Origin of the sequence: Asticcacaulis sp. YBE204 (assembly GCF_000495855.1) — a bacterium.
In the GTDB taxonomy this organism is placed as follows: Bacteria; Pseudomonadota; Alphaproteobacteria; order Caulobacterales; family Caulobacteraceae; genus Asticcacaulis.
The window spans coordinates 16,351-40,510 of sequence record NZ_AWGF01000003.1; the positions used below are offsets into that span (position 1 = coordinate 16,351).

Sequence of the window (24,160 nt, forward strand, 5' to 3'; positions counted from 1 at the left end):
CACCAGCCTTAGCCAAGGAATTCCGGCTGTAAATGGGGGCCACGAAATGCAATCGATGGCAGGCGCAAAACCGGCCGAAAATTGGTTACCTTTTGATTAAATCTGACAGCATGGTTCATGTCGGGTTCATGCCGAAGGGCGTATATTGCCTGTCACCGGGAGGGTTTAGCCTAAGGAGATTTTGGCATGAAACGCTTTGTTACCGCTTCTATTCTGGCCATGATGGTCGGTTCCGTCGCCATGGCGGATGTGGCTCAGGCCCAGCCGCGTCATGAACAGCAACGTCACGACCGCTACGATAGCCGCGACCGTTATGATCGTTACGACAGCCGCGATCGCTATGACCGTCGTGACGATCGCCGCGATAACCGCCGCTACTATCGCGACGGGCACCGTGACGGCTGGCGCGACCGTTCCGACTACCGCCGTGGCGGCTATGTCGGCTACCGTGACTGGGACCGTGGTCGCTACGTCGAATACCGCGGCCACCGTGGGCTTTACGCCCCGCCGCGCGGCTACGAATGGCGTCAGGTCGATGACCGCTACGTCCTCGCCGCTGTCGCGACCGGTCTGATCGCCGCGATCGTGCTCAGCCACTAAACTGGCCAAGGTCTAACGGAAACGGCGCCTCACAAGGGGCGCCGTTTTTTGTGTGTGTCTATGGCCAAATTGCGGCAATATTTCACCACCTTTACACAAGCAACACACTGATACCTTTAATCATTCATATAGAGTTCAGCGCGCGGGACGCATTCTGGGGATGTCGAAAAGACCTAACCAAAGGAGAGACCCTTATGAAACGCATCGCAACGGCTTCCATCCTGCTGATGATGACGGCCTCGCTGGCCACCGCTAATATCGCCTCGGCTCAGCCCCAGCAAAACCACGACCGCCCTTCGGCGCAAAGTCATGACAACCGCGGCAATGACAACCGCCGTAACGACGACCGCGACAATCGCGGCTGGCACAAGAAGTCCGATTACCGCAAGGGCGGCCATGTCGCCTATAACGACTGGCAGCGCGGTCGCTCGGTCGATTACCGCAAGGTCCGGGGCCTGTCCAAGCCGCCCAAGGGCTACGAATGGCGCAAGGTCGATAACCGCTACATCCTTGCCGCCGCCGCGACCGGCATCATCACCGCGATCATCCTGAGCAAGTAAAGCTGTGGCAGCATAAAACAAAACGGCGCTCTTTTCCGGGAGCGCCGTTTTTGCGTACCTGTCTTAATCCCCTCCCCCCCTACGGGGAGAGGGAATTAAGACAGGCTTGATTGAACGTTCGCTTTGTCGCATCCTATGCCCATGGACAAAGACCTGTTCGATGATGTGAAGCACAGTTTAAAGGAGGTAAAGGAAATGCTTGCCTCAAAGAAAGGCAATCCTCCGGCTCAACGCTCGCCGCAAGAAAAGAAGAAACTCAGCTACGCCAAGGACCGGCGAAATAACTATGGTGAAAGCGACAAAGCGTCTCGCAAAGCTATTCCGCTCCGCAAAGCGCGCGAAAGTCGCGATGATCGACGTAAAACACGCCAGATTGCCGGTCAAATAGAGCGGATGGATAGTGAAACCGCCGATAAGGCTGAAAGCAGCCTGAAACAAGACATAAACCGCGTTGGTGGCTGGACAAAATCTCCGGACCAGCCCCTTGGCGAACATGTTCAGGCGCAGAAGGAACGTTTTAATTTCCGACAGGCACCAAACAAATAGCGCTACGAAAAAACAACGTTTGAATTACCCCTTCACCGCCGCCTTGGCGATATCGGCCTCGCTGAAGCCCAGCGCCTTCATGGCCGACGCCGCGATGCCGTGGGCGTCGAGGCCCGCATCGGCGTACATTTTCTCCGGCTTGTCGTGATCCTGAAAGACGTCCGGCAGGGTCAGGGTGCGGATCTTCAGCCCGTGATCCAGCGCGCCTTCCGACGCCAGATAATGCAGCACAAACGCGCCGAATCCGCCCATCGCGCCTTCCTCGACCGTGATCAGGCATTCGTGGTGCTTGGCCAGTTGCCTGACCAGATCGCGATCGAGCGGCTTGGCGAAGCGCGCATCGGCGACCGTTGTGGACAGGCCCCGCGCCGCCAGCAGATCGGCAGCCTTGAGCGACTCCTGCAAACGCGCCCCCAACGACAGGATGGCGACCTTGGAGCCTTCGCGGACGATGCGGCCCCTGCCGACCTTCAACGGTTCGGCCAGAGCCGGAATCTCGACGCCGACGCCTTCGCCGCGCGGATAACGAAACGCCGACGGCCCGTCATCGTAGCTTGTCGCCGTGGCGATCATCGCCGCCAGCTCCGCCTCGTCCGACGCGGCCATGATCATCATGCCGGGCAGAGTCCCCAGATAGCCGATGTCAAACGTCCCGGCATGGGTCGCGCCGTCGGCTCCGACAAGCCCCGCCCGGTCGATGGCGAAGCGCACCGGCAAATCCTGTAGCGCTACATCGTGGGCCACCTGATCGTAACCGCGCTGCAAAAACGTCGAGTAGAGGGCGCAGAACGGCTTCATGCCGTCCGCCGCGAGGCCTGCCGCAAAGGTTACGGCGTGCTGTTCGGCGATGCCGACGTCGTAGGTCCGGTCGGGGAAGACCTCACTGAACCGGTCGAGCCCCGTACCCGACGGCATGGCGGCGGTGATGGCCACCACCTTCGGGTCGATATGGGCGCGCTTGATCAGTTCGGCGGCGAAGACCTCGGTATAGCCCGGTGCATTGGCCTTGGGCTTGGACTGCTCGCCGGTAATGACGTCGAATTTCGCCACGCCATGATACTTGTCGGCAGCGGTCTCAGCCGGGACATAGCCCTTGCCCTTTTGCGTCACCACGTGGACCAGCACCGGGCGATCGGTGATGTCGCGCACGCGCTTCAGTACCGACAGCAGGTTTTCCATGTCGTGGCCGTCGATCGGGCCGACATAGTAGAAACCCAGTTCCTCGAAGAAGGTGCCGCCGGTGACGTATGTGCGCGAAAACTCTTCCGACTTGCGCACCAGTTCGAACAGCGAGCGCGGCAGGCGTTCGGCGACGGACTTGCCCCAGCGGCGGACGGCTTGATAGGCACCGCCGGAGACCAGATTGGCCAGATAGGCGCTCATCCCGCCGACAGGGGGCGCGATCGACATATCGTTGTCGTTGAGGATGACGGTCAGGTTTTTCGTCGTCTCGGCGGCGTTGTTCATCGCCTCATAGGCCATGCCCGCCGACATCGAGCCGTCGCCGATGACGGCGATGACGCGGTTGTCCTCGCCCTTGAGGTCGCGCGCGGCGCAGAAGCCCAGCGCCGCCGAAATCGAGGTCGCCGCGTGGGCCGCGCCGAATGGGTCGTAGACGCTTTCCGAACGCTTGGTGAATCCGCTTAGGCCACCCCCCTGACGGAGCGTCCGGATGCGGTCGCGCCGCCCAGTCAGTATCTTGTGCGGATAGGTCTGATGCCCGACGTCCCAGATCAGGATATCGCGCGGCGTCTCATAGACGTGATGCAGGGCCACCGTCAATTCGACGACGCCCAGAGCCGAACCCAGATGCCCGCCGGTCTTCGCCACGACCTCGATGGTTTCCGTGCGCACCTCCTCGGCCAGCGTCTTCAACTGCGCGGGGCTGAGGTTACGGATGGCGGACGGCGTCTCAAGCGTGTCGAGAACCGGCGCGCCGGGAACGGAGGTATCGGGATGCGGCATAGACGGGTGCACTCATGCGCCGGCTCACCGGCAATCTTATTGTCTCTATAGCAACGGACATAAAACTGTGACGCTGTTTTGTCCAGAGCGCGCCGTCACGGGTAATTAAATCATGTCCGGGGTCAGCCCTTCGGTTTCGCCGGGGCACCGGACGCGCAGAGGTTTGACGACAGGTCCTTTGTCTGGGCGATCATGGTGCCGAGTTGTTTCCGACTGCCATCCAGCATCGTTTTGTCCTCGGCGCTCAGATGTTCGCCATCCAGCACCATGGCCTCACGCATGACCACATCGAGGCGCGTAAGACTTTTCAGGGCGCGCTGGCTGGCATTACAACCGGCCACCCGGTCCTTTGCCTTCACCGCGATTTGCAGGTCGGCCATCGCCTTTTCGTAATCCTGCATCAGTTGATCGCCCTCGGCCATCAAAGCCGTGGTGCGGCCGTCATTGGCGGAAACCTTGCAAGCCTTTTCCTTGGTTTGCGACATCTTCTGGCGCATTTCCATCGACGAGGTCTGAAGCGAACGCAGGGACGACACGTCGTGACCCTCACCCTCAAGCCGGGCAATATCGTCCTTGAGACCGGTATTGGCCTCTTCGATCAACCGAACGCTGGTTTTGGCGGCCTCGCACATGCCCGTCGCATCGCCAAGCGTAAACGACATCATCGCCGAGGTGGCTTTCAGCAACCGCTTCGTATAGAGGTCTGCGGCAACCTCGACCGGTGTCTGCGGGATCGGCGGCAAGGGCGGCGGCTCGGGCGCGTTCACCCTGGCGCAGGTCTCCCCGCTCAGGCGCGTGAGTTCGGTCGCCTCGGCTTTGGCGGCCGCATATCCCGGTTTGAACGGCGCCCACGATTCCGGCATCATCAGGCTGTAGACCTGCTCCAGAATCTCATATTTTTTCAGCCTCGCGGCATTTATCCGTTCGGCGCTGCGGATATCGGCACAGGCGTTCAGGTCGTCGCCGCGACCCTGCGACGTCTTGAAATCGGCGCGCGCCACGCTCAACGCCTCGGTCAGGGCCTTGAGTTCGGCACGCGGACCACCCAGTTTGTCGGGGCCTTTATCGACGGTCTTGCCGGCGCAGCTATCCGCTTGGGTTATCACCCCGCCGTCGGCGGCCTCGCTCAGGCCCAGATAGGCGTGGTGGATCAGGTCGGTGGATTTGCCCTGCGCCCGCAACGCCGTCAGAGCCGCGAAAGCCTCGGCCTTTGCCTTGCGATACCAGGCGATATCTTCGGTCGTGACGCGGCAATAGACGCTTGTGTCCCGTGCCTTGAAACCTGCTGTGATCTCGGCCTGTTTGGTCCGCGACGGGCTTTCGATATAGTAACGGTCGACCCGCTCGCTATAGGTCTTGACCTCGTCCGGCGTCAGCGGCGTCTGCGCCTGAACGCCCACGGCCAGCATAGCGCCGACCGTCAGCGCCAAAATCCCCAAAATGCGTTTCATATTCCCCCCGGATACAAGCGATATGCCAAAAAGTGTCAGCGGTTTTTGGCAATAATATCGCGACAAAACATCGCTTAACTCTGCCGTTTCAGCACGAAATCCACACTGTCGCGTAAAATCTGCGCATCGCTGCCGAACAGGTCCAGCCGCGCCTTGCACTGTTCCGACAGGAGTTGCACCCGCGCCTTGGCTTCATCCAGCCCCAGCAGGGTGACGAAATTGGTCTTGCCCTTGGCAGCGTCCTTGCCCCCGGCGGCCTTGCCCAGCAGGTCCGGGTCGCCCTCGACATCAAGCAGGTCGTCGGCGATCTGATAGGCCAGCCCCAGATCCTGCGCGAAGTGGACCAAGGCATTGGCTTCGCGTTCCGACGCGTCGGCGATGATCAGCGGAATTTCAAAGGCATAGACGATCAGGGCGCCGGTTTTCAGGCGCTGCATCCGCGCCACGCCGCCGAGGTCGTCGGACACCCCGATCAGGTCGATCATCTGCCCGCCGGCCATGCCCTGGGCGCCGGACGCCAGGGCCAGCCGCGAGATCAGTTCCACCCGCACCTGAGGGTCTTCGTGGGTGTCTTCCGAGGCCAGAATCTCGAACGCCACCGATTGAAGCGCGTCCCCGGCCAGAACGGCGGTCGCCTCATCGTAGGCGCGGTGGACCGTCAGTTGCCCGCGGCGGATATCGTCGTCATCCATGCACGGCAGGTCGTCGTGGACGAGGCTATAGGCGTGGATGCATTCCAGCGCACACGCGGCGCGCAGCACGGCTTGCGGATCGGCGTCGAACAGCCGTCCGGCCTCCATCGCAAAGAAGGGGCGCAGACGCTTGCCCGGCCCCAGCGCCGCGTAGCGCATGGCCTCGGTCAGGCGCGATTCGAAGCCATCGGCGCGCGGCAAAAGCTCATCGAGCGCCATGGTCACGAGGTCGGCCGTCTCCTGCATCCGTTGATGCAGCGGCGGCAGGTCGGAATTGGCGGCGACAGGGTTCGGCATGCGTCAGTTGAACTCCGCCGGGGCGACGGATTCGACCTGACCGGCCTTGCTCAGGGTGATCTTTTCGACCTGCAACCGCGCGGCCTCAAGACGTTGTTCGCACAGGGCCTTCAGCTTTGCGCCGCGCTCGTACAGCTCCAGCGACTTTTCCAGCGGTGCCTGACCCGATTCGAGCTCCGACACGATGCGCTCAAGCTGCGCCAGCGCGTCCTCGAAGGACAGCGTGCTCAGGTCGGGCGTTGCGGAATCGGTCATGGGAATCTCACTATTTTAAAGACTAGACGCGCTTCTCGTAGCGGCGGCAGCCCCAGTACTTAAACCCCTGCTCGCAGGTTTGGCTATAGCCTAATTTTTTCAGCTCCAGCGAAATGGTGAAGTTGAAATAGCCGTGCGCCAGAAGCAGAACGTCTTCGCCGGTCAGGGCCTTTTCGTGCAGCAGCATTGCCGCCTGACGCGCGCGCTCTTCGGCTTGAGCGCGGGTTTCCTCGCCCTGATGGTGATTGAAGGCCCACCACCACCAACGCGAAATCCCACCCCAGTATTTCGGCGAAAACTTCATGAATTTCGGGAACTTCGGCGGCGGTAGCGGCGCTTCGACGAAGACCGGCAGCGAGACGAACGGCTTGCCGCGCGTCACAGCGCGGGCGGTTTCGATCGAGCGTTGCAGCGTCGACGAGAAGATGTATCCGGCTTCCCTGGCGAATTGCAGCAGCATCGGCGGTGGCATCTGGCCTTCGAGCAGGCCTGCCTTTTCGTAGCGCGCCCACCAGTCGCGGTAGCCGTCGGAATCGAGCTTCACGCGGCGCGACAGGGCCGGTTCGCCGTGGCGCACAAGCGTAATCGCCCCTACTTTTTTCCGCTCGCTTCCACCCGTAGCCAAACCGACGCCCCGCCGCGAAAACCGTGCAAACGATTCCCGCCAGAAGTTAATAGAACAGGTGTGGTAGCCCGCCCGCCAGAGTGAGACAAGTGTTTTTAGGGTCACGCGGCGTGTCGCCTGTTTACGGAATGCCGCCATCATGCCTGACGGCATTTGTAATTGGCCGGGCTCGCACGTCCCGGATAATCTTAGGCCCTCGGCAAAGGGGAATATGACATGCGCCGTATGATCTTCAGTCTGGCTCTGACCGGGACACTGGCCAGCGTCGCCTTGGCAGACGTTCCCGCCAAGCTGGCGCCCGACCGTATAGAGCCGGCCAAGGCCAATTTTGTTGCCTATCATCTGGCGCGACTGGACGGAAACCCGCCCGAAGGCGACCGGGTCGAGGGGCTGGCGCTCAATGTGCTGATGGTCGATCCGGACAATGAACGGGCGATTGCGCGCTATGTCCACGCCGTGGGCGAGGACGCTGACCGCCGGATACTGGAACTCCATGCCCGCCACCCAGACAATCCGGAGATCAATTACGCCACCAGCCGAATCCTGTTCCGTGATGATTTCAGTGTTCTTGCCCTGTCGTATCTGAGGATCGCCGCCGACGCCACGCCGGGCAACCGCGAACGGCTGATGGAAACGGCGCTGATGGCCTATTTTGCCGAAGACTATGCGACCTGCGTCGCCTATTATGACCTCGCTTTTGCAGGCGGTGCGGCCTATTGGGGCGACCGGATCAAGCGCGGCGAATGCCACGCCTTTCTGGGGCACAAGGCCGAGGCCAAAGCCGATTTCGACAAGGTGGTCGCCGACAGCGAGGGGCAGAAAACGGCCTATTCGGTACGCATGTTCAGGGACGGCGTGTTCAACAGCTGTAAGGGCAATCCTGACGGCAAGGTCGACAGCGGCTGGCGCAACCGCCGCAGCGGCAAATATTACGAAGCCTACCGCGACGCGCATCTGGCCCTGATGTGCGATCCGAAACATATCGGCGCGCTGGAACTCAGGCTTGAGATCGAGAGCAATGACGGCAATCTGCGCCGACATCAACTCGCTCACGCGGTGGCGCTTGCCAATGTGAAGGACAACGGTACCACCTACCGCGACCGTACGGCAAAGCTTGTACCGCCCAAGCCGTCGGACACCCTGACCGAAGCCCTGGCCATCGATGTCGCGACCGGCGGGCGTGACGCCAATTTCAGACGCCGAAAGGCCGCCTATCTGGCCACCATCGTGCTTCAGGCTGAACCGGGCAACGCTCAGGCGCGGCTATTGCGGGCACGAGCCCTGACCAATATGGCGATCAGCAATCTGGAACCGCTGGCCTATGCCGACGCCACGGCGGCATTGACGAACCCGGCGACGGCGGCAGGGGCTCACAATGTGCGCGGTGTGCTGTTGTGGCGAAACAAGGCCAGCACCGAGGCGTTGAAAGACTTCGACACGGCCATTGCCCTGTCGCCCGGCTGGCTGCGCCCTTACGGTAACCGCGGGGTGCTGCGCGCCGAACTGGGTCAGACCGATGCTGCCCTCAGCGACCTCAATAAGGTCATCGCCGACGATCCATCCGAAGACTATCTACAGGTGCGGTCTCAGGTTTACCTGAAAAAGAACGAGTCCGCCCGCGCTCTGGCCGATGCCGAGGCCGTGCGCAAACTCAACAGCCGCAACCCCGTCGCCCGCCGCGTGCAGATCGAAGCGCTCGACCGCATGGGTCAGAAGGACAAGGCCGACGGGTGGCACATCGACTTCATCATAGAGGACGAAAAGGCTGCCCGCGCCGACGCCTATCTCAGCCAGCGCGACCCGACCATCTATGCCCGCGCCAAAGACGTCGACACCAAGATGCAGGCCTATCAGGCTGCCGAACGTATCCTGGCCACCACCGACGGCATGTTCGAGGACGTCGGCACCGTCACACGGTATCTTGAACGCGCGCGTTCGGCGACCTCGAAGGCGGGTGCCATCCGTCAGCTCAAGAGCGCGCAAAGTCTGGCGCAAGGCTGCGTCAATCGCGGCAAGTGGCTGCTCGAACGCGACGGCGCCTATTTCACCACCGACGACCGCACCCGCTACGATCAGGCCTTCGGTGCTTGCCAGAAGATGGCGACCGAACTGTCACCGATGATCGACCAGTTGAGCGGTAACGGCGACGATGACGACTGATCAGGGTTTCTGAACACCGTAATGCACCACGTCGGTGCGTCCCGTGCGGAAACCCGCTTCGCAATAGGCGAGATAGAACAGCCACATCTTGCGGAAGGCGGCGTCGAAGCCGGTGATCCGGCCCTCGCCCCACGCCGCCTCGAAACGCTGCGCCCACAATTTCAGCGTATGGGCATAGTCGTGGCCGAAGCCCATATCGGCGGTGACCGTCATACCAACCTTATTGGTCTGCTCGCGCAGCTTTTTCAGCGACGGCAGCATGCCGCCAGGAAAGATGTATTTCTGAATGAAATCGGGCCTTTGGCGATAGTCGTCGAACAGGTCGTCGCGGATGGTGATGATCTGCAAACCCGCCTTGCCGCCGGGTTTCAGGCAGGCCTCGACCTTGCGGAAATAATCACCCCAGAACTGCTCGCCGACCGCCTCGAACATCTCGATCGAGACAATGGCGTCGAACTGACCCTGCACGTCGCGATAGTCGAGCATCAGCACCTCGACCTTATCATCGAGCCCAAGGCGTTTCATGCGGTCCACTGCATAATCATGCTGAGCCTGCGAAATGGTCAGACAGGTCGCCCGCGCGCCGACGACCTTCGCCGCATATTCGGCGAATCCGCCCCAGCCGCAGCCGATTTCCAGCACGTGCTGACCGGCCTTGAGATCGACCATACGCGCCAAGGCCGCATATTTGGCGGTTTGTGCGGCCTCCAGGTTATTCGTATCGCGGAACAGGGCCGACGAATAGGTCATGGTCTGGTCCAGCCATTGACCGTAGAAGGCGTTGCCGAGATCGTAATGGGCGAAGATATTGCGCTTCGACCCTGCCTTGGTGTTCCGGTTGAAGAAGTGCGCCACGCGGTTGATCATCTGCACCAGCGGATTGCCGGTCAGGAACCGCTTCAGACGGTCGATATTGAGCGTGAAGACTTCGAGTAGCTCCGCCAGATCGGGTGTGTCCCACTCCCCGGCCACATAACCATCGCAAAAGCCGATATCGCCCGCCGCCAGAACGCGCTTGAGGAAACGGAAGTCGCTGACCTTGAGGACGCCCGCCGGACCCGGCTCCTGACCGCGGATTTCAAACACCTTGCCGTTGGGAAAGACGATGTCAAGACTGCCGCGATGCCAGTTGTGGCGCAGCACCTTCAACGGCTGCCGTAAGGCGGGCGGCACGATTTTCAAATCCGCCATCAGGCCCGTCGTCTCAAGGGTTTGCGCAACCATCCATCGTCTCCCGCCGTTCTGTTAATATCTATGGGAACGCCACTCGGTATAAAAAATCTATAGGCGGAAGAGTCGCGCGGCAAAGACCGCCGCATGGGCGCTCGCGGTCGTCAGGACCATGCCCCAGACCATATCTATAAGCGTCAGTTTCAGCGACCAGTCGCGGATCACCGCCAGCGCCGTCAAATTATAGGTGCCATAGGCCAGCAACCCCAGCAGAGCGGCATTGATCGTCAGGGCGACGCCTGCCGACAAACCGTTGGTGGGCAAGGTGCCGTTCAGCGCCGGAAAGACGAGGAACCACGTCACGCCGAACCCGTACATCAGGTAGAAGGTCACGGCGGCCACCATGTTGAACTTGTCGGCGAGCAGGTTCCCCATCAGCGGACGGTACAGGCGTCCGGTCATGGTCCCGAGCCACAGGGCGTCGAGAACGGCAACGGCGACAAGAGTGAGTACGAGGGCGATCAGGAACATCTTCATCTCACCTCTCCGAGGGTAAAATCTATATACGTGCGAAAGGCTTGAGCAGTTTACCCAAAAGCGTTTTTGGCGCGATCGGCGCGAGCGCCGCGATCAGGCACAGGCAGTCTTCGCCCGCTGCAATGGCCGGAGCATGGTGGTCGCCCTCGGTGCAGCTGATGCAGTCGCCGGGTTGGTAGACGCCGTTATGGTCGCTGAACGTCCCTGTCAGGACCAGAGTCATTTCCAGTCCCTCATGGTCGTGGACCGGCATTTCCATGCCGCCCTTGACGTGCATCAGATAGGTCAGCGACTTGCCGTCCTTGGGCGTATCGACATGCGCCATCCACACACCGGGCGCGGCCCAGTAGCGCTTCCTGAACGCCGTCTGACGCAGACCTGCCGGCAGGGCGATCCCTTGCAGATAGGCAGGCAGGACCGGTACGGCGGGGGCCGCAACTTCTTCCGGACGCTCGATCCGCGCCAGAGCCAGTTCCAGCGCGTCGGTGCGCATCGCTACCGGCGGCGTATGCTGCAACAGCGCCGCGCCGATGGCGTCGAACAGGCGCAGTTGCGAGCGGCAATGGCTGCACATCTCCACATGCGTGCCAACCAGCAGGCCTTGACCGGCGTTCAGCCGTCCATTGTGATAATCGAGCAGCAGCAACTCGTCAACGTGGTGGTTTATCTTAGTCATACGCGGGTACCTGTATCAAAAGCAGTGCGCAGGCGCATCATGGCCAGCCGAAGGCGCGACTTGACCGTCCCCAGCGGAATCGACAGCGCCGTGGCGATATCACCGTGCGACAAATCTTCAAAAAACGACAGTCTTATGACCTCAATCTGCTCCGGCGGCAGGGTGTCGATCAGGACGGCAACCGTGCGGGCGTCCTCGGCCCCGATCACCGCCACGTCGGCGGCGGTATCGGGCTCCTGAGCCCATAGATCCTCCGGCAAATCGCGGGCGCGCTTGAGCTTGCGTACGCCGTCGATATGCAGGTTACGGGCAATCGAATATATCCAGGTCGTCGCGGCGGCCTTCGACGGATCGAAATAGCTGGCCTTGCGCCAGACATTGAGCAGAGCGTCCTGCGCCAGATCCTCGGCCTCGTTCGGGCTGAGGCCGCGCCCCATCATGAAGGCCTTGAGCTTCGGCGCATAGGTTGTGAACAGTTGCGCATAGGCGTCGCGGTCGCGCGCCTCGGCAATGCGGAGGATCAGGGCTTCGGGCGATGCGGGCTCGTTTCGGCCCGCCGGACTGTGGTCGCTGACGATCATGCCGCCAGATGACCCCAGAAACGGTTCCGGGTCAAAAGCCTTTTTCGGTACAGCATGGGGGCTCGTTCGCGAAGTCATGCCGGTTCTACGCGACAGGGTCGAATATGGATCACAACTTTGAAAACAACTCTGTTATCGTCGCCTCTATGATCTGTCCCCGCCGTAAGGTCGTACCACTCGTATAGAGTCATCAAGAGAGTACCGCATGTACGACGCCCGCCCTTATTCTGGCCGCCCAAAGATCGCTATCGTCGGCACCGGTATTTCCGGCCTGTCGGCGGCGTGGCACCTGCATCCGCACGCGGATATCACGGTGTTCGAAAAAGACAACGCGCCCGGCGGCCACAGCCACAGCGTCAATATCGGCACCGACGCCGAACCGCTGTGGGTCGATATGGGCTTCATCGTCTTCAACACGCCGTGCTATCCCAACCTGACGGCGCTGTTCAACCATTTGGGCGTCAGACACCAGTTGTCGGATATGTCGTTCGGGGTCTCCATCGATGAGGGCGACCTCGAATATGCTTCTGTATCCTTGTCCGGCCTTCTGGCACAATGGCGCAATGTCGCCCGTCCGCGGTTCCTGAAACTGCTGTGGGATCTGCTGCGCTTTTATAAGCAGGCCCCGATCGACAAGGCCTCGACGGCCTGCGACGACCTGACGCTGGGGCAATATCTTAAGCAAAAGCGCTATTCGCGCGCCTTCGTCGAAGACCACCTTCTGCCCCAGGCCGCCGCCATCTGGTCGACCTCGGCAGCGGAAATCATGGACTACCCGTTCCGCGCCTTCATCACCTTTTTTGAGAACCACGGCCTGCTCAAGCTGACCGACCGCATCCATTGGCGCACGGTCACCGGCGGGTCTCAGGCCTATGTCAAAGCCCTGATCGCGCCATTCCGCGACCGTATCCGCACCGGTTGCGGCATTGCCTCGGCCACGCGTCACGCGGGCGGCGTGACCCTCACCGATCAGCACGGCGCGGTGTACGAATTCGATCAGGTCGTCTTCGCCAGCCACGCGCACGATACCCTGCGGATAATCGCCGACGCCGATGCAACCGAACGCGATATTCTGGGGCAGTTTCAATATACCGACAACACGGTCGTCCTGCACACGGACGAGGCCCTGATGCCCAAGCGTAAGCACGCCTGGTCAAGCTGGAACTATATCGGCCGCGAAGACGAGGTGAGCTCGGGCCGGATGCTGTGCGTCACCTACTGGATGAACCTGTTGCAAGGTATAAAGGGCAAAGACCTGTTCGTGACGCTCAATCCGGTGCGCCCGGTCGATCCGGCGAAAATCATCAAGACCATGCCATTCGACCACCCCCTGTTCAATCAGGCCGCCATCGCCGCGCAAGGCCGTCTGGGCGAGATTCAGGGTACGCGCAACACGTGGTTCTGCGGCGCTTACTTCGGGTCGGGCTTCCACGAAGACGGCCTGCAATCGGGCCTCGCCGTCGCCGAAGCGATCAGTGGCGTCGAGCGTCCTTGGGTTTTCGACTGGGGCCGCTCGCGCATCCATTGGCGTCCGGACATGCCGGTGCTGGCGGAGGCGGCGGAATGAAAAGCGTTATCGGGCCTCCCTCCTCCCTGTGCGAAGCATGGGGAGGTGTCAGCGAACAAAGTGAAGCTGACGGAGGGGGCGAAGCTTACAGTGTCCCCCCCCTCCGTCACGTCGCCGCTCACGCGCCGACGCGCCACCTCCCCATGCCTTCGGCACAGGGAGGAGACAGATGATCATCCCCGCCCTCTATGCCGGGCCGGTGATGCACCATCGCTTTGCGCCCAGGGTCCACCACCTCGAATATTCGATATTTCAGATCCTGCTCGACCTCGACACGCTCGACCAGACGATCAAACCGTTGAAAGCCCTCGGTCTGAACCGCTTCAACTGGCTGGGGTTTTACGAGCGCGACCACGGCCCGGTCAAGGGCGACACCACCGCGCCGTTGCGTGAGCGGATCATCGCGCTGCTTGCACCACAAGGCCTATACAAAGCCACCGACAAACTGTTCCTGCTCGCCATGCCGCGCGTGCTGGGCTTCGTGTTCAATCCCATCGCGCTCTATTTCGTGCAGAAGGCCGAGGGCGACCTGCGCGCCATCGTCTATCAGGTCAACAACACCTTCGGCGACCGGCACTGCTACGTCCTGCCGGTGCGCGATGACAAACGCATCCGTCAGGCCGCAGATAAGCGCCTGCACGTCTCGCCGTTCATGGATATGGACATGGCCTATCGGTTCGATGTGACGCCACCCGAAGACCGCTTCAGCCTGCATATCCAGCTGGAGCAGGTCACCGGCGACCGGCGCGACAAGATGCTGACCGCGACGTTTAGGGCGAAGCGCGAGCCGCTCACCGACCGCGTGCTGATGCGCTATTTCTTCGCGATGCCGCTGATGACGCTCAAGGTCGTCTGGGGCATCCACTGGGAGGCGCTGAAACTCTGGCTAAAGGGCCTCAAATACCGCCCCGGCCCGAAACAGACCCCCGAACCGTTCAGCGTGGGCGAAACCTCTCCCTCATACTCCCCCGGCGTGCCGGGGGAGGTGGATCGATGCCGATAGGCGGCGAGACGGAGGGGGGCTCGCGTAGATATCGCGAATAAATCTGCGGCCCGCTGCGAACTGTACAACGACGGCGAAGGCCCCCGCCACCATTCGTTTCACGAATGGTCCCCCTCCCCAGTAAACTGGGGAGGTATAAAGGGTTACGGCCGCTTCACTTTTAACGCATTGCCGGAATAGGCCACGTTGATCGCTGCCGCATCGAAGTCCGTCGTCTTGTCGCCGGCCTTGAGGAAGCGCACCTTGAACGTCCGCGCCGCGACCATTGTGTCGTACTGGCCCGTGCGTGCGCCGATGGTCAGTTCGCCGGTTTTATCGTCATAGTCGAACGGGATACGCGTAAGTTTGCCCTTCACATAGCCGTTCGACACGCCGTCATCCTCATAGAGGCTGTAGTTGCCGTCCGCACCGGTATAGACATTGATCGTCAGCGGCGCGTCAGGCTTTTCATCGACGTACTGAATGACCGGCCCCATCGGCACGATCGAGCCCGCACGGACAAACAGCGGCATCTGATCGAGCGGCGCGGCCACCGTCATGGTCTGCCCGCCCTTGACCACTGCGCCGGTCCAGGCGTTGTACCAGCTTGCCCCCGCCGGGAAATAGACCGCGCGCGACGTCGCCTTGTAACGATAAACCGGCGCGACGAGGAAGGCCTTGCCGAACATATAGGCGTCCTTGACGTCCTTGCCCTTCGCATCCGCCGGGAAATCGAGGGCGAAGCCGCGCATGATCGGGGCGGACTCGTAGTGGCTGTCGGCGGCGGCGCTGTAGATGTAAGGCATCAGGCGGTAGCGCAGCTCAAGGAACCACACCAGATTGGCGCGCATCGGCGACCCCGCCGGAGAAATTTCATGGATCTCGCGCTTGACGCCTTCACCGTGCGAGCGGAACAGCGGCGAAAAGGCCCCGAACTGGAACCAGCGCTGGTTCAACTCGCGCCACTCTTTCAGATCCTCCGCCGTGCCTTTGCCGCCACCGGCGCGGTTCTCCTGCAAACCGCCGACATCCGTGCCCTGAAAGCGCGTTTCCTGCGCGTAGCCGCCGATATCGTGGGTCCAGTTGGGCACGCCGGAAAAGCCCGTCTGAACCCCCGCCGAAATCTGATCGAAGAGGTTGGGCCACGTCCCCACCACGTCGCCCGACCACAGGGCCGCGGCATTGCGCTGCACGCCGCCGAAACCCGACCGCGTCAGGATGAACTGCCGCGTATCGGGCTGATCTTTTTTCAGGCCATCGTACATGGCCTGGGTGTTCATGGTCGCATAGGCGTTATGCACCAAGGCCCCCGGCCCCATCTGGGTCGGCGTGATGAGGGAGGCGAATTCCTCCGGCGAGGTGTTGGAGCGCACGTCCGGCTCGGTATTGTCCATCCACCAGGCGTCGAAGCCGTATTTGACGAGGCCCTCCTTCATCTGGCGGTAATAGATATCGCGGGCTTCCTGATTATAGGGCGAATAGTGGCTGTTGAGATAGCCCTTGCCCACCCAGTCCTTGGCCCCCAGCTCGACGTTCTTGCGCCACATATAGCCCTTGGCGTCCAGTTCCTTGTAGTTGTCGGTATTGGGGTAGAACTTGCCCCAGATCGAGATCATGATCCGCGCGTTCAGGGCGTGCACGCCGTCGACCAGACCCTTCGGATCGGGGAAGCGTTTCGGGTCGAACTGGTGGCTGCCCCACTGGTCTTCGGGCCAGTAGAACCAGTCCTGCACCATATTGTCGATCGGCCATTTGTTGTCGCGATAGGTCTTGAGCACCCCCAGCAACTGGTCCTGCGTCTCATAGCGCTGGCGCGACTGCCAGTAGCCATAGGCCCATTTCGGCATCATCGGCGGGGCGCCGGTGACGTGGTGATAGCCGCCGATAACGCCCTGCATCGAGTCGGCGCTGATGAAGTAGTAGTTAAGCCCCGTCCCGGCTTCCGACGCAAAACGCAGGGAATGTTTATCCGCCGCCGCTTCCGGATCGGAGTGATGCAGCGAGACCATGCCCCCCGACGGCACCCACTCGACCCTGACCGGCACCGGCTTGCCCTTGGCGAAGGTCTGCTCGAAATTGTGGTACCAGGGGTTCCAGCCCTGCCGCCAGATCTTGTCATAGACGACCTTGCCGCCGACGGTGAGCGTGGCGTAGTCCGACGAATAGAGCCGCATTCTGTGGACACCGGGTGTGTCGGACGCCATCGTCCCTTCCCAGACGACGCGAACCGTCTTGCCCTTGGTCGCGGCGGGCGTCAGGGCGGCGTCCTTCGGCCAGTAGGCGTCGACATCGGCGAGGAACTGATAGCGGATATCCGGCTCGACGCGGGTCAGGACCAGCGTGTCGTCGACATAGTATTTCGCCGTCAGACCGCGTGAGCCATCCTGTGCGGTGAGTTTCAGATCGCGCGAGGCCAGACCGAAGCGCACCGGATTGCCGAAGCGCGTGACGGAATTATTGTCCCACAGCACGCCGTAGTTCCTGTCCGACACGACGAAGGGGATGCCGATGTCCATATTATGCTGGCGCAGTTCGACGTCTTCGCCATTGAGGTTCATCTGGGCGTTCTGGTGCTGCCCCAGACCGTAGAAGGCCTCGCGTGTGTTGGTATTGAACTGCGCAGAAGTGGCGACGTAAGACTTGCCTTCGATGGTAACAGGCGTAATGGCGCTCCTGGCCTCGGTCAGGACGGCTTGCCCCTTCGCATTGAAGAAGGTGATCTTGCCGGTAGCGAGATTGACCTGCGCCGAGGCCTTGGCGGCTTTCAGCACCACGACACCCTTGCCGTCGGTGACGGTGAATTTACCTTCCGGTTTGGCGATGGCCATCAGCGACGGCAGTTGTTCACGCGCCGGGTCGTCGACCGCCACGACGTGGATAATCGAGTCGTTGATGACGTCGAGGCGAATTTCTTTGGGGCCGGTGTCGGGTTTGACCACAATGCCGGCGTCGGTCTTCGTATAGGTCCCCGCCAAAGCGGTCGACGCCATCAGCGTGGCAGCGAAAGCGGATGCGTAGATATAAGGTTTCATTGTTTGCTCCCTGATTTTTTTCTTCCCTTCGCCCCTACGGGGAGAAGGTGCCGCAAAGCGGCGGATGAGGGGGAGTCGGGAACTCGGACGGTTGCCCCCTCACCCCAACCCTCTCCCCGAAGGGGCGAGGGGGTTTATTTTTGCGACCACGGGGTCAGTCAATACGTCGCCAGCTTGACCTTCAAAATCGCCGGTTGCCCGATCAGGTTCAGACCGTAGTCCGTCTGGTCACCGTTCCACACGAAATCGACGACCCATTGGCCCTTGTCGAAATGCCCCTGTTCGACGCGATCAAAGATCAGGTTCTTGCCTTTATTCTTGGGCCCCAGCCCGAAATTGACGCGGGCATGGACGCCGGTCAGCAGAAACTCGTCCTCCGACAACTGCGCCACCACGACGCCGCCGTTCGGCTTTTCACGCCCCGGCACCGGATCGAAAGTCCCCAGCCATTTCCAGTCGGTCTGACCGAACTGCCATTCGCCATAGACGATATCGGCCTTCCACTTACCGCCCAGATCGATCGTCTGCGGCTTGCGGTCGTCGGCCTCGGCCACGCCCCAAACCGTGTTCTCAAAGGCCAGCTTCGCCCATTCGCGCGCCATCGGGGCGAAGACGGCGTATTTTTCGCGGAACGGCTTCAACCCCTCCGGCGTGATGTCGCGACCGCCCAGCGGATAGTTGGTATAGCCCGTATAGTCGATGCCGAACGGCGCGAAGCCGATCCCGCCGCGTCCGAAGACCGAGAAGATATAGCGCGCAAATTCGGTATCCGAGCCGGTTTCCGGCACGAACAGCGGGTTGTCGTGCCTGGTGTAAAGGTCGAGCACCGCCTCGTAATTCTTAGAATCGCGCTTGTAGATATCCGGGGCGATGATATCGATGGCGGGCGCCGCCGCCTGATAGATGTCGATGACGTTGTGCGTCGGGCCCCCCGACGAATAGGTCTCCGGCCCGACCTCGACCAGCGGTTCGCGCAGCGCCGCATTGACGTACATGGGCAGGTCGTAGACCTTGCGCCCGGCAGCGGCGACCTCGTTGATATAGCTGGCGATATGCCAGGCGTGGAAATATTCGTCGGCGTTCTTGCCGAAGACCTCGCTCCACGTCCCGCCTTTCGCAATGCCCTTCTTTTTCAGCAGGGCCTGCGGCACCTGACCGGCAAAGACCTTATTGGCCTTCGGGGAATAGTCGCGCACGCTGCCATAGGTGCCGGACTCGTTCTGCGGCTGGATCATGATCACGGTATGCCGGTCGCCGTCGATGGCTTTCAGGTGGGTCATCAGGGCGACGAAGGCCTTTTTGTCGGCCTCCAGAGTCGTGCGCTCCATCGGCGACAGGCAGTAGGACAGGGTCCCGTCCTTTTTGGTCATGCGCGGAAAGCGCTTGTTGTCGAGCTTGACCCACGCCGGCGCATAGTTCGGCGAGGTGTTCTTCCACGTCCCGAACCACAGAAGCACCAGCCGTACATCGTTGTCACGCGCCTGCCTGACCAGTTCGTCGACATAGGTAAAATCGAACTTTCCCTCTTCGGGCTCGATCTGTTCCCACGCCACGGGGATTTCCAGCGTATTGGCGTGGATGTCCTTCAGCGCCGGCCAGACCTTAGGTAATTGCGGGATATAGTTCGACGAATTATTGGCCTGCGCCCCCAGGATCAGGTAGGGCGCGCCATCGACCATCAGCGCCGTCTTGCCGTTCGTCTTGACGATATGCGGCAGGCTTGCGTCACCCGGGGCGGCCCCTGCGGGCATAGCCGCCAAAACCGTTGCGGCGACCGCCAGACACAGCCGTCGCGACATTGCAGATACAGACATAGCCACCTCCCTGAACCTTCGCGCGCCTTATGAATGGCGCGTCAAAACACAGGCCTCGCAAACGCGAAACCCCATTGTCCTTTTCACGGGGATGACAAGGTTCCGCGCGTTACGCGGCGGCGCCTCTGTCCGGCATTGTTCCCTATCCTGTCGGGCGGCTACTCAGGCCGTCCCGTTTATTATGTTATAAAAGACTATCGGCCCCGCCTCAAGGGCGCAAGCCTTAAATGATAACGCTATCAATTAGCGCCGGTGACACCCGATTATCGGGCGCTGCCTGACATAAATCTTTCGCCTTTTGCGTTTGGTACTGGACAATCACGGTAAAATTTGTCGTTTAAGACCAGATAAGAAGACTCATTTGCCTACAGGCTCCCGTTCCATGCGCACTTCTAAAGGCGTCAGCCTCACCTACGGCCTTCTGGAAACCCTGGGGCAATCGATCGTTTCCGGCTTTTACGACGGCAAGGGTTTTCCGACCGAGGCCGAACTCTGTACGCAGTTTTCCGCCAGCCGCACCGTCGCGCGCGAAGCGGTCAAGATGCTCACCGCCAAGGGCCTGCTCAGCGCCCGCCCGCGTCAGGGGACCAAGGTCGAGCCGGTCGGCAAGTGGAACCTGCTCGATCCGGACGTGACGCGCTGGCTGATGGAACGGCCGTTCTCGAACAAGATCTATCGCGAATTCAGCGAAGTCCGTCTGGCCATCGAGCCGACCGCCGCCTATCTGGCGGCCCGGCGCGGCGACGCGGCCGATATTCGCCGCATCCGCGACGGTCTCGACGGGATGAACACCCATGCCGCCGATCCGGAACAATCCCTGACCGCCGATATCGAATTCCACGTCGCCATCCTGCGCGCCTCGGGTAATCCGTTCTTCTGGCAGCTGCGCGAACTGATCAATACGGCGCTGCGCCTGTCGATCAGCATCACCAACCGTATTTCCGGTCATACGGCCTCGGTCCCGGCCCACGAAGACGTGCTGATCGCGATTGAAAAAGGCGACGCCGACGGCGCTCAGGCCGCCATGCGCGCCATCCTGCTGGAGTCTCTGGCCCTGATCGAGATCTACGATCCGACCACGGCAGCGGAGTAGGCAGGGGCAGGGTCCCCATTTTAAGATATTTGGCCCTGCACCCGTCAGTTGTACTCCCTCCTCCCTACGCAGTGGGGAGGTGGCATTTGAGCGTCAGCAAAAATGACGGAGGGGGATGACTCAGAACGTTTGTGCAGGCTGCGATCTTGGTTAGCGCTTCGCGCCCCCTCCGTCGTCTCGCTATGCTCGTCGCCACCTCCCCATGCCTGAGGCACAGGGAGGAGGGAGAGCGTTACGCCGCCAGTTGTTCCTTGACCTTCTCGGCCAGGGTCTTGATGTCCAACGGCTTGGGCAGGAACGACACCCCGATCTCATCTTCCAGCAGGTCCGAGAACTCGGCCTCGGCATAGCCTGAAATGAACATCACCGGCACATTCCCGAGATAAGGCCGCGCCTTTTTCAGCATCGACGGCCCGTCCAGACCCGGCATGATGACGTCCGAAATCAGCAGATCGAACTTGCCGCCGCCCTCGATGATATCGAGCGCCTCTTCGCCATCGCAGGCCTCGGTCACCTCGTAGCCGCGCTGACGCAGCAGACGGGCGGCGATACCGCGGACGATTTCCTCGTCTTCGACGAACAGGATGCGACCCGCGCCCGACAGGTCCTTGGGCGTAACCTTGACCGGCGCGGCGGGCTTGACCTCACCGGCAGGCTTTTCGACGCGGACCTTGACCGGCAGGAACAGCTTGAACGTTGCGCCGTGGCCAGGTTCGGGGGCCACCACCGACTGGATGACGATGTGGCCGTCGGCCTGATTGACGATACCATAGACAGTCGCCAGCCCCAGCCCGGTCCCCTCGCCCAGCGGTTTCGTGGTAAAGAACGGCTCGAAGACCTTGGTCATGATCTCCGGCGCGATGCCGGGCCCGTTGTCCGACACCTCGATCAGGGCTGCGCCCTGAACGGGGGCATCGGCCCAGCCCTGCGCCACCGCCTCGGCCTGTGACAGAGCCGCCGTCTTGATCTTGACGCGCCCGCCGCCCGCCGTATGCACCGCGTCGCGGGCATTGACGACGAGGTTCATCACCGCCATTTCCATCTGGCCCTTGTCGGCGTGGATGTCGGGCAGATCGCGGCCGTATTCGGTCTCCAGCTTGACGTCTTCGCGCATTAGGCGGCGCAGAAGCACTTCGGATTCGGAGATAAGTTCGCCCAGATTGTGCGTCACGCGCTTGACGGTCTGCTTGCGCGAGAAGGCCAGCAGCTTGCGCACCAGATCTTCGGCGCGGACGCTGATCTGGCGGATTTCGTTGAGCCCGTCGTAGGACGGATCGCCGAGCGGATGGTTATGCAGCAGGTCCTCGACGCGCAGCTTGAGGCCGGTCAGAAGGTTGTTCAGGTCGTGCGCCACACCGCCGGCGAACTGCCCGATGGCCTGCATCTTCTGGACCTGAGCCAGGCTCTGCTCCAGTTGTTTTTGTTCGGAAATATCGAAGACATACAGCATGTAGCCGCCCTCAGACGCGGCGAACAACACCTGCAACGGCAGATCCTTGTTGCCGTCGAGGCGCACCTCGAACGGGCCTGCGGATTTCAGGTCGAGCTTGGTCTGCATCTCTTCGCGCGCCGAAGCTTCCAGAAGGTCGCCCCACACCTTCCCCGTCAATTCGGACTGCGAGCGGCCCATCAGGCGGGCAAAGGCCGTATTGACGTGGACCAGCTCGCCGCCCAGCACAGTATCGCCGCGCACCAGCGCCTGACCGAAGGGCGCGGACGTGCCGTCGAAGGCTGCCGGGGCGATCTCAACCACCGGTGCGGGCGTGTCATCCTCGATTTCGGTGTCGAGAAAAGCGGGACCATTGACCGCTGCCGGAGCGACCTCGTGATTGAGCAGAAGCCCCGTGCCCAGAACGCCCTGCGATCCGGCGCGGACCAGTACTTGCTCGTCGCCCAGACGCGAGACCAGCATCTCGAAATCGAAACTGCCGAGACGAACCAGCGCCCGTCCCGCCCCTTGCGAACGCGCTTCGCGCATGGCGGTAAACAAAGCCGGAGCCTCGTCCCCCTGCGGCAGGCGGCGCAGATTGCCGCCCGCGTCGCGCCACGCCGGATTGGCCGACAGGATACGCCCGTCGAACCCGGCGATCGCCGCGGGCTCGGCCAGAGCATCGACCAGGTGCTGCGCCCCCAGACCGGTGTTGTCGTCTTCGGCATCGGTAGAAAAGGTAAACAAGCCCAGCGACACCACGATCCCCATGGCGATCAGCAAAATGGCCAGAATCACGCCCGCCGGAAGCTCGCCCGCGATGACCCAGAAGGCCGCGCACGCCACGACGACGCCCACCGCGACGGCGGCCAAGACCCACGGACTGGCGAACTCACGAATACGCTCGAAAGCTGACGCGCGCGGGACGGAAACGGCAGGAGACGACAGGGACAAGGCGGACCTCAGTGTCAAAGCCCTAAAGGGCAAACGAATCGGTCGATATTAACCTGTTTTGCCGTCCATGACTGCTTATTCTCTAACGCTCTAGAAAGGGTCGTTAAAAACCACGTTTTTTCTTCGCCATGACGAAGGAGATGATCTTGGCCACGGCCTGAAAATGGGCTTCGGGGATGATCTCGTCGACATCGATCGCGGCATAGAGCGCCCGCGCCAGGGGCGGGTCTTCGACGATGGTGATATCGTGTTCGCCCGCCACTTCGCGGATTTTCAGGGCCACCGCATCGACGCCCTTGGCCACGCAGGTCGGGGCCGGCGTTTCGTTATCGTAGCGCAAAGCTACGGCGTAGTGGGTGGGGTTGGTGATGACGACGGTCGCCTTGGGGACGTTCGCCATCATGCGCTGACGCGACTTTTCCATCCGGATCTGCTTGAGACGGCCCTTGACGTGCGGATCGCCTTCCGCCTGCTTGTATTCGTCCTTCAGTTCGGTTTTCGACATCTTCATCCGCTGCATGAAGCGGAACTTCTGGATGAAGAAATCGGCCCCGCCCTCCAGCGCCAGGAACAGGCACACCGCCACCGCCAGCGAGATGAACACCTCGCGCGAATAGGGCAGGATCAGCATCGGCGACGCACCGGTCAGGCCGTTGATATCGACCGCCCGCCCCTTCAGGATCAGATAGGTGATGAAGCCCACCGCGACCAGCTTGATCAGGGTCTTGGCGAACTGGATCAGGGCATCGACCCCGAACAGGCGCTTGAAACCCGACATCGGGTTGAGCTTCGTCCAGTCGGGCTTGAGCTTCTCGGCATTGAACATCAGGCCGGTCTGAGCAACATTACCGATCACGCCGCCCGCCGCCGCGACCAGCATGACCAGCCCGATGATCGGCAGCACGCGGAACATGACGGCGTTGGCGATGGTCACCCCGCCGTCGCCCTGTAGCGAATCCAGCAACTGGTGCGGCATGGCGATAAAGACCGTCAGGGTCTCGGTGAGGGACAGGGCGATCTTCTCGCCGTACATGATGATCACCGCGCAGGCGAAGATCAGCGAGAGCGCCTGCGGTATATCGCCTGACTTGGCGACATCGCCCTTTTTCCGGGCCTCGGCCAGTTTCTGGGCGGAGGCCTCTTCGGTTTTGTCTTCACCTTCCTCAGCCATATC

At 61.5% G+C, this 24,160-nt stretch carries 20 protein-coding genes; 7 read left to right on the forward strand and 13 right to left on the reverse strand.

The window, feature by feature from the left end:
* The first annotated feature begins 186 nt into the window (after positions 1–186).
* From AEYBE204_RS26090 to AEYBE204_RS26100, 3 genes are all read left to right on the forward strand, one after another.
* Complete coding sequence (locus AEYBE204_RS26090) at positions 187–600, forward strand: RcnB family protein (RefSeq protein WP_023461377.1); 414 nt, start codon at positions 187–189, stop codon at positions 598–600.
* Positions 601–794: 194 nt separating this feature from the next.
* On the forward strand, positions 795–1,160 hold the full coding sequence (locus AEYBE204_RS26095; protein ID WP_023461378.1) for an RcnB family protein: 366 nt from the start codon (positions 795–797) through the stop codon (positions 1,158–1,160).
* Positions 1,161–1,301: 141 nt separating this feature from the next.
* A complete protein-coding gene (locus AEYBE204_RS26100) occupies positions 1,302–1,706 on the forward strand; it encodes a hypothetical protein (protein ID WP_023461379.1) in 405 nt (134 codons plus the stop codon).
* A 24-nt stretch (positions 1,707–1,730) separates the two neighbouring features.
* Here AEYBE204_RS26100 and dxs read toward each other — a convergent pair whose 3' ends face one another.
* From dxs to AEYBE204_RS26125, 5 genes are all read right to left on the reverse strand, one after another.
* Entirely contained in the window at positions 1,731–3,671 is a 1,941-nt protein-coding gene (gene dxs / locus AEYBE204_RS26105) for a 1-deoxy-D-xylulose-5-phosphate synthase (protein ID WP_023461380.1), read from the reverse strand.
* Between the two features lie 122 nt (positions 3,672–3,793).
* A complete protein-coding gene (locus AEYBE204_RS26110) occupies positions 3,794–5,122 on the reverse strand; it encodes a hypothetical protein (RefSeq protein ID WP_023461381.1) in 1,329 nt (442 codons plus the stop codon).
* Between the two features lie 74 nt (positions 5,123–5,196).
* Positions 5,197–6,060, reverse strand: a complete 864-nt coding sequence (locus AEYBE204_RS26115; protein WP_369751806.1) for a polyprenyl synthetase family protein — start codon at positions 6,058–6,060, stop codon at positions 5,197–5,199.
* 54 nt (positions 6,061–6,114) lie between these two features.
* Positions 6,115–6,366, reverse strand: coding sequence for an exodeoxyribonuclease VII small subunit (locus AEYBE204_RS26120; protein WP_023461383.1), 252 nt, complete (start codon positions 6,364–6,366; stop codon positions 6,115–6,117).
* A gap of 22 nt (positions 6,367–6,388) precedes the next feature.
* Positions 6,389–6,991: a histidine phosphatase family protein gene (locus AEYBE204_RS26125; protein WP_031230026.1), complete on the reverse strand. Its 603-nt coding sequence runs from the start codon at positions 6,989–6,991 to the stop codon at positions 6,389–6,391.
* 216 nt (positions 6,992–7,207) lie between these two features.
* On the opposite strand from AEYBE204_RS26125, the gene AEYBE204_RS26130 reads away from it, so the two are divergent.
* Complete coding sequence (locus tag AEYBE204_RS26130; RefSeq protein WP_023461385.1) at positions 7,208–9,151, forward strand: hypothetical protein; 1,944 nt, start codon at positions 7,208–7,210, stop codon at positions 9,149–9,151.
* On the opposite strand, the gene AEYBE204_RS26135 is transcribed toward AEYBE204_RS26130, so the two are convergent.
* Genes AEYBE204_RS26135 through AEYBE204_RS26150 form a run of 4 tightly spaced genes read right to left on the reverse strand, consistent with a single transcriptional unit; the run spans position 9,152 to position 12,193 of the window.
* Complete coding sequence (locus AEYBE204_RS26135; RefSeq protein WP_023461386.1) at positions 9,152–10,375, reverse strand: cyclopropane-fatty-acyl-phospholipid synthase family protein; 1,224 nt, start codon at positions 10,373–10,375, stop codon at positions 9,152–9,154.
* 57 nt (positions 10,376–10,432) lie between these two features.
* Positions 10,433–10,858, reverse strand: coding sequence for a DUF2177 family protein (locus tag AEYBE204_RS26140; protein WP_023461387.1), 426 nt, complete (start codon positions 10,856–10,858; stop codon positions 10,433–10,435).
* A 22-nt stretch (positions 10,859–10,880) separates the two neighbouring features.
* Positions 10,881–11,534 carry a ChrR family anti-sigma-E factor gene (locus AEYBE204_RS26145; protein WP_023461388.1) on the reverse strand — a complete coding sequence of 218 codons (654 nt, stop codon included), beginning with the start codon at positions 11,532–11,534 and terminating at the stop codon, positions 10,881–10,883.
* Positions 11,531–12,193, reverse strand: a complete 663-nt coding sequence (locus AEYBE204_RS26150) for a sigma-70 family RNA polymerase sigma factor (RefSeq protein WP_155908272.1) — start codon at positions 12,191–12,193, stop codon at positions 11,531–11,533. The genes AEYBE204_RS26145 and AEYBE204_RS26150 overlap by 4 nt, the downstream gene beginning before the upstream one ends.
* Before the next feature lie 127 nt (positions 12,194–12,320).
* Here AEYBE204_RS26150 and AEYBE204_RS26155 point away from each other — a divergent pair, with 127 nt between their 5' ends.
* On the forward strand, positions 12,321–13,682 hold the full coding sequence (locus tag AEYBE204_RS26155) for an NAD(P)/FAD-dependent oxidoreductase (protein ID WP_023461390.1): 1,362 nt from the start codon (positions 12,321–12,323) through the stop codon (positions 13,680–13,682).
* Positions 13,683–13,851: 169 nt separating this feature from the next.
* Positions 13,852–14,685, forward strand: coding sequence for a DUF1365 domain-containing protein (locus AEYBE204_RS26160; RefSeq protein ID WP_023461391.1), 834 nt, complete (start codon positions 13,852–13,854; stop codon positions 14,683–14,685).
* A 143-nt stretch (positions 14,686–14,828) separates the two neighbouring features.
* Here the strand turns inward: AEYBE204_RS26160 and AEYBE204_RS26165 are convergent, their stop codons facing one another.
* A complete protein-coding gene (locus AEYBE204_RS26165) occupies positions 14,829–17,696 on the reverse strand; it encodes a TIM-barrel domain-containing protein (protein ID WP_023461392.1) in 2,868 nt (955 codons plus the stop codon).
* A gap of 158 nt (positions 17,697–17,854) precedes the next feature.
* Positions 17,855–19,510, reverse strand: coding sequence for a DUF5597 domain-containing protein (locus tag AEYBE204_RS26170; RefSeq protein ID WP_035441715.1), 1,656 nt, complete (start codon positions 19,508–19,510; stop codon positions 17,855–17,857).
* Between the two features lie 382 nt (positions 19,511–19,892).
* Between AEYBE204_RS26170 and AEYBE204_RS26175 the strand changes: the two genes are divergently transcribed.
* On the forward strand, positions 19,893–20,603 hold the full coding sequence (locus AEYBE204_RS26175) for a FadR/GntR family transcriptional regulator (protein ID WP_023461394.1): 711 nt from the start codon (positions 19,893–19,895) through the stop codon (positions 20,601–20,603).
* A 232-nt stretch (positions 20,604–20,835) separates the two neighbouring features.
* Here the strand turns inward: AEYBE204_RS26175 and cckA are convergent, their stop codons facing one another.
* Positions 20,836–22,986 carry a cell cycle histidine kinase CckA gene (gene cckA / locus AEYBE204_RS26180; protein WP_023461395.1) on the reverse strand — a complete coding sequence of 717 codons (2,151 nt, stop codon included), beginning with the start codon at positions 22,984–22,986 and terminating at the stop codon, positions 20,836–20,838.
* A gap of 103 nt (positions 22,987–23,089) precedes the next feature.
* Positions 23,090–24,157: a flagellar biosynthesis protein FlhB gene (gene flhB, locus AEYBE204_RS26185; protein ID WP_023461396.1), complete on the reverse strand. Its 1,068-nt coding sequence runs from the start codon at positions 24,155–24,157 to the stop codon at positions 23,090–23,092.
* Positions 24,158–24,160: the final 3 nt, after the last annotated feature.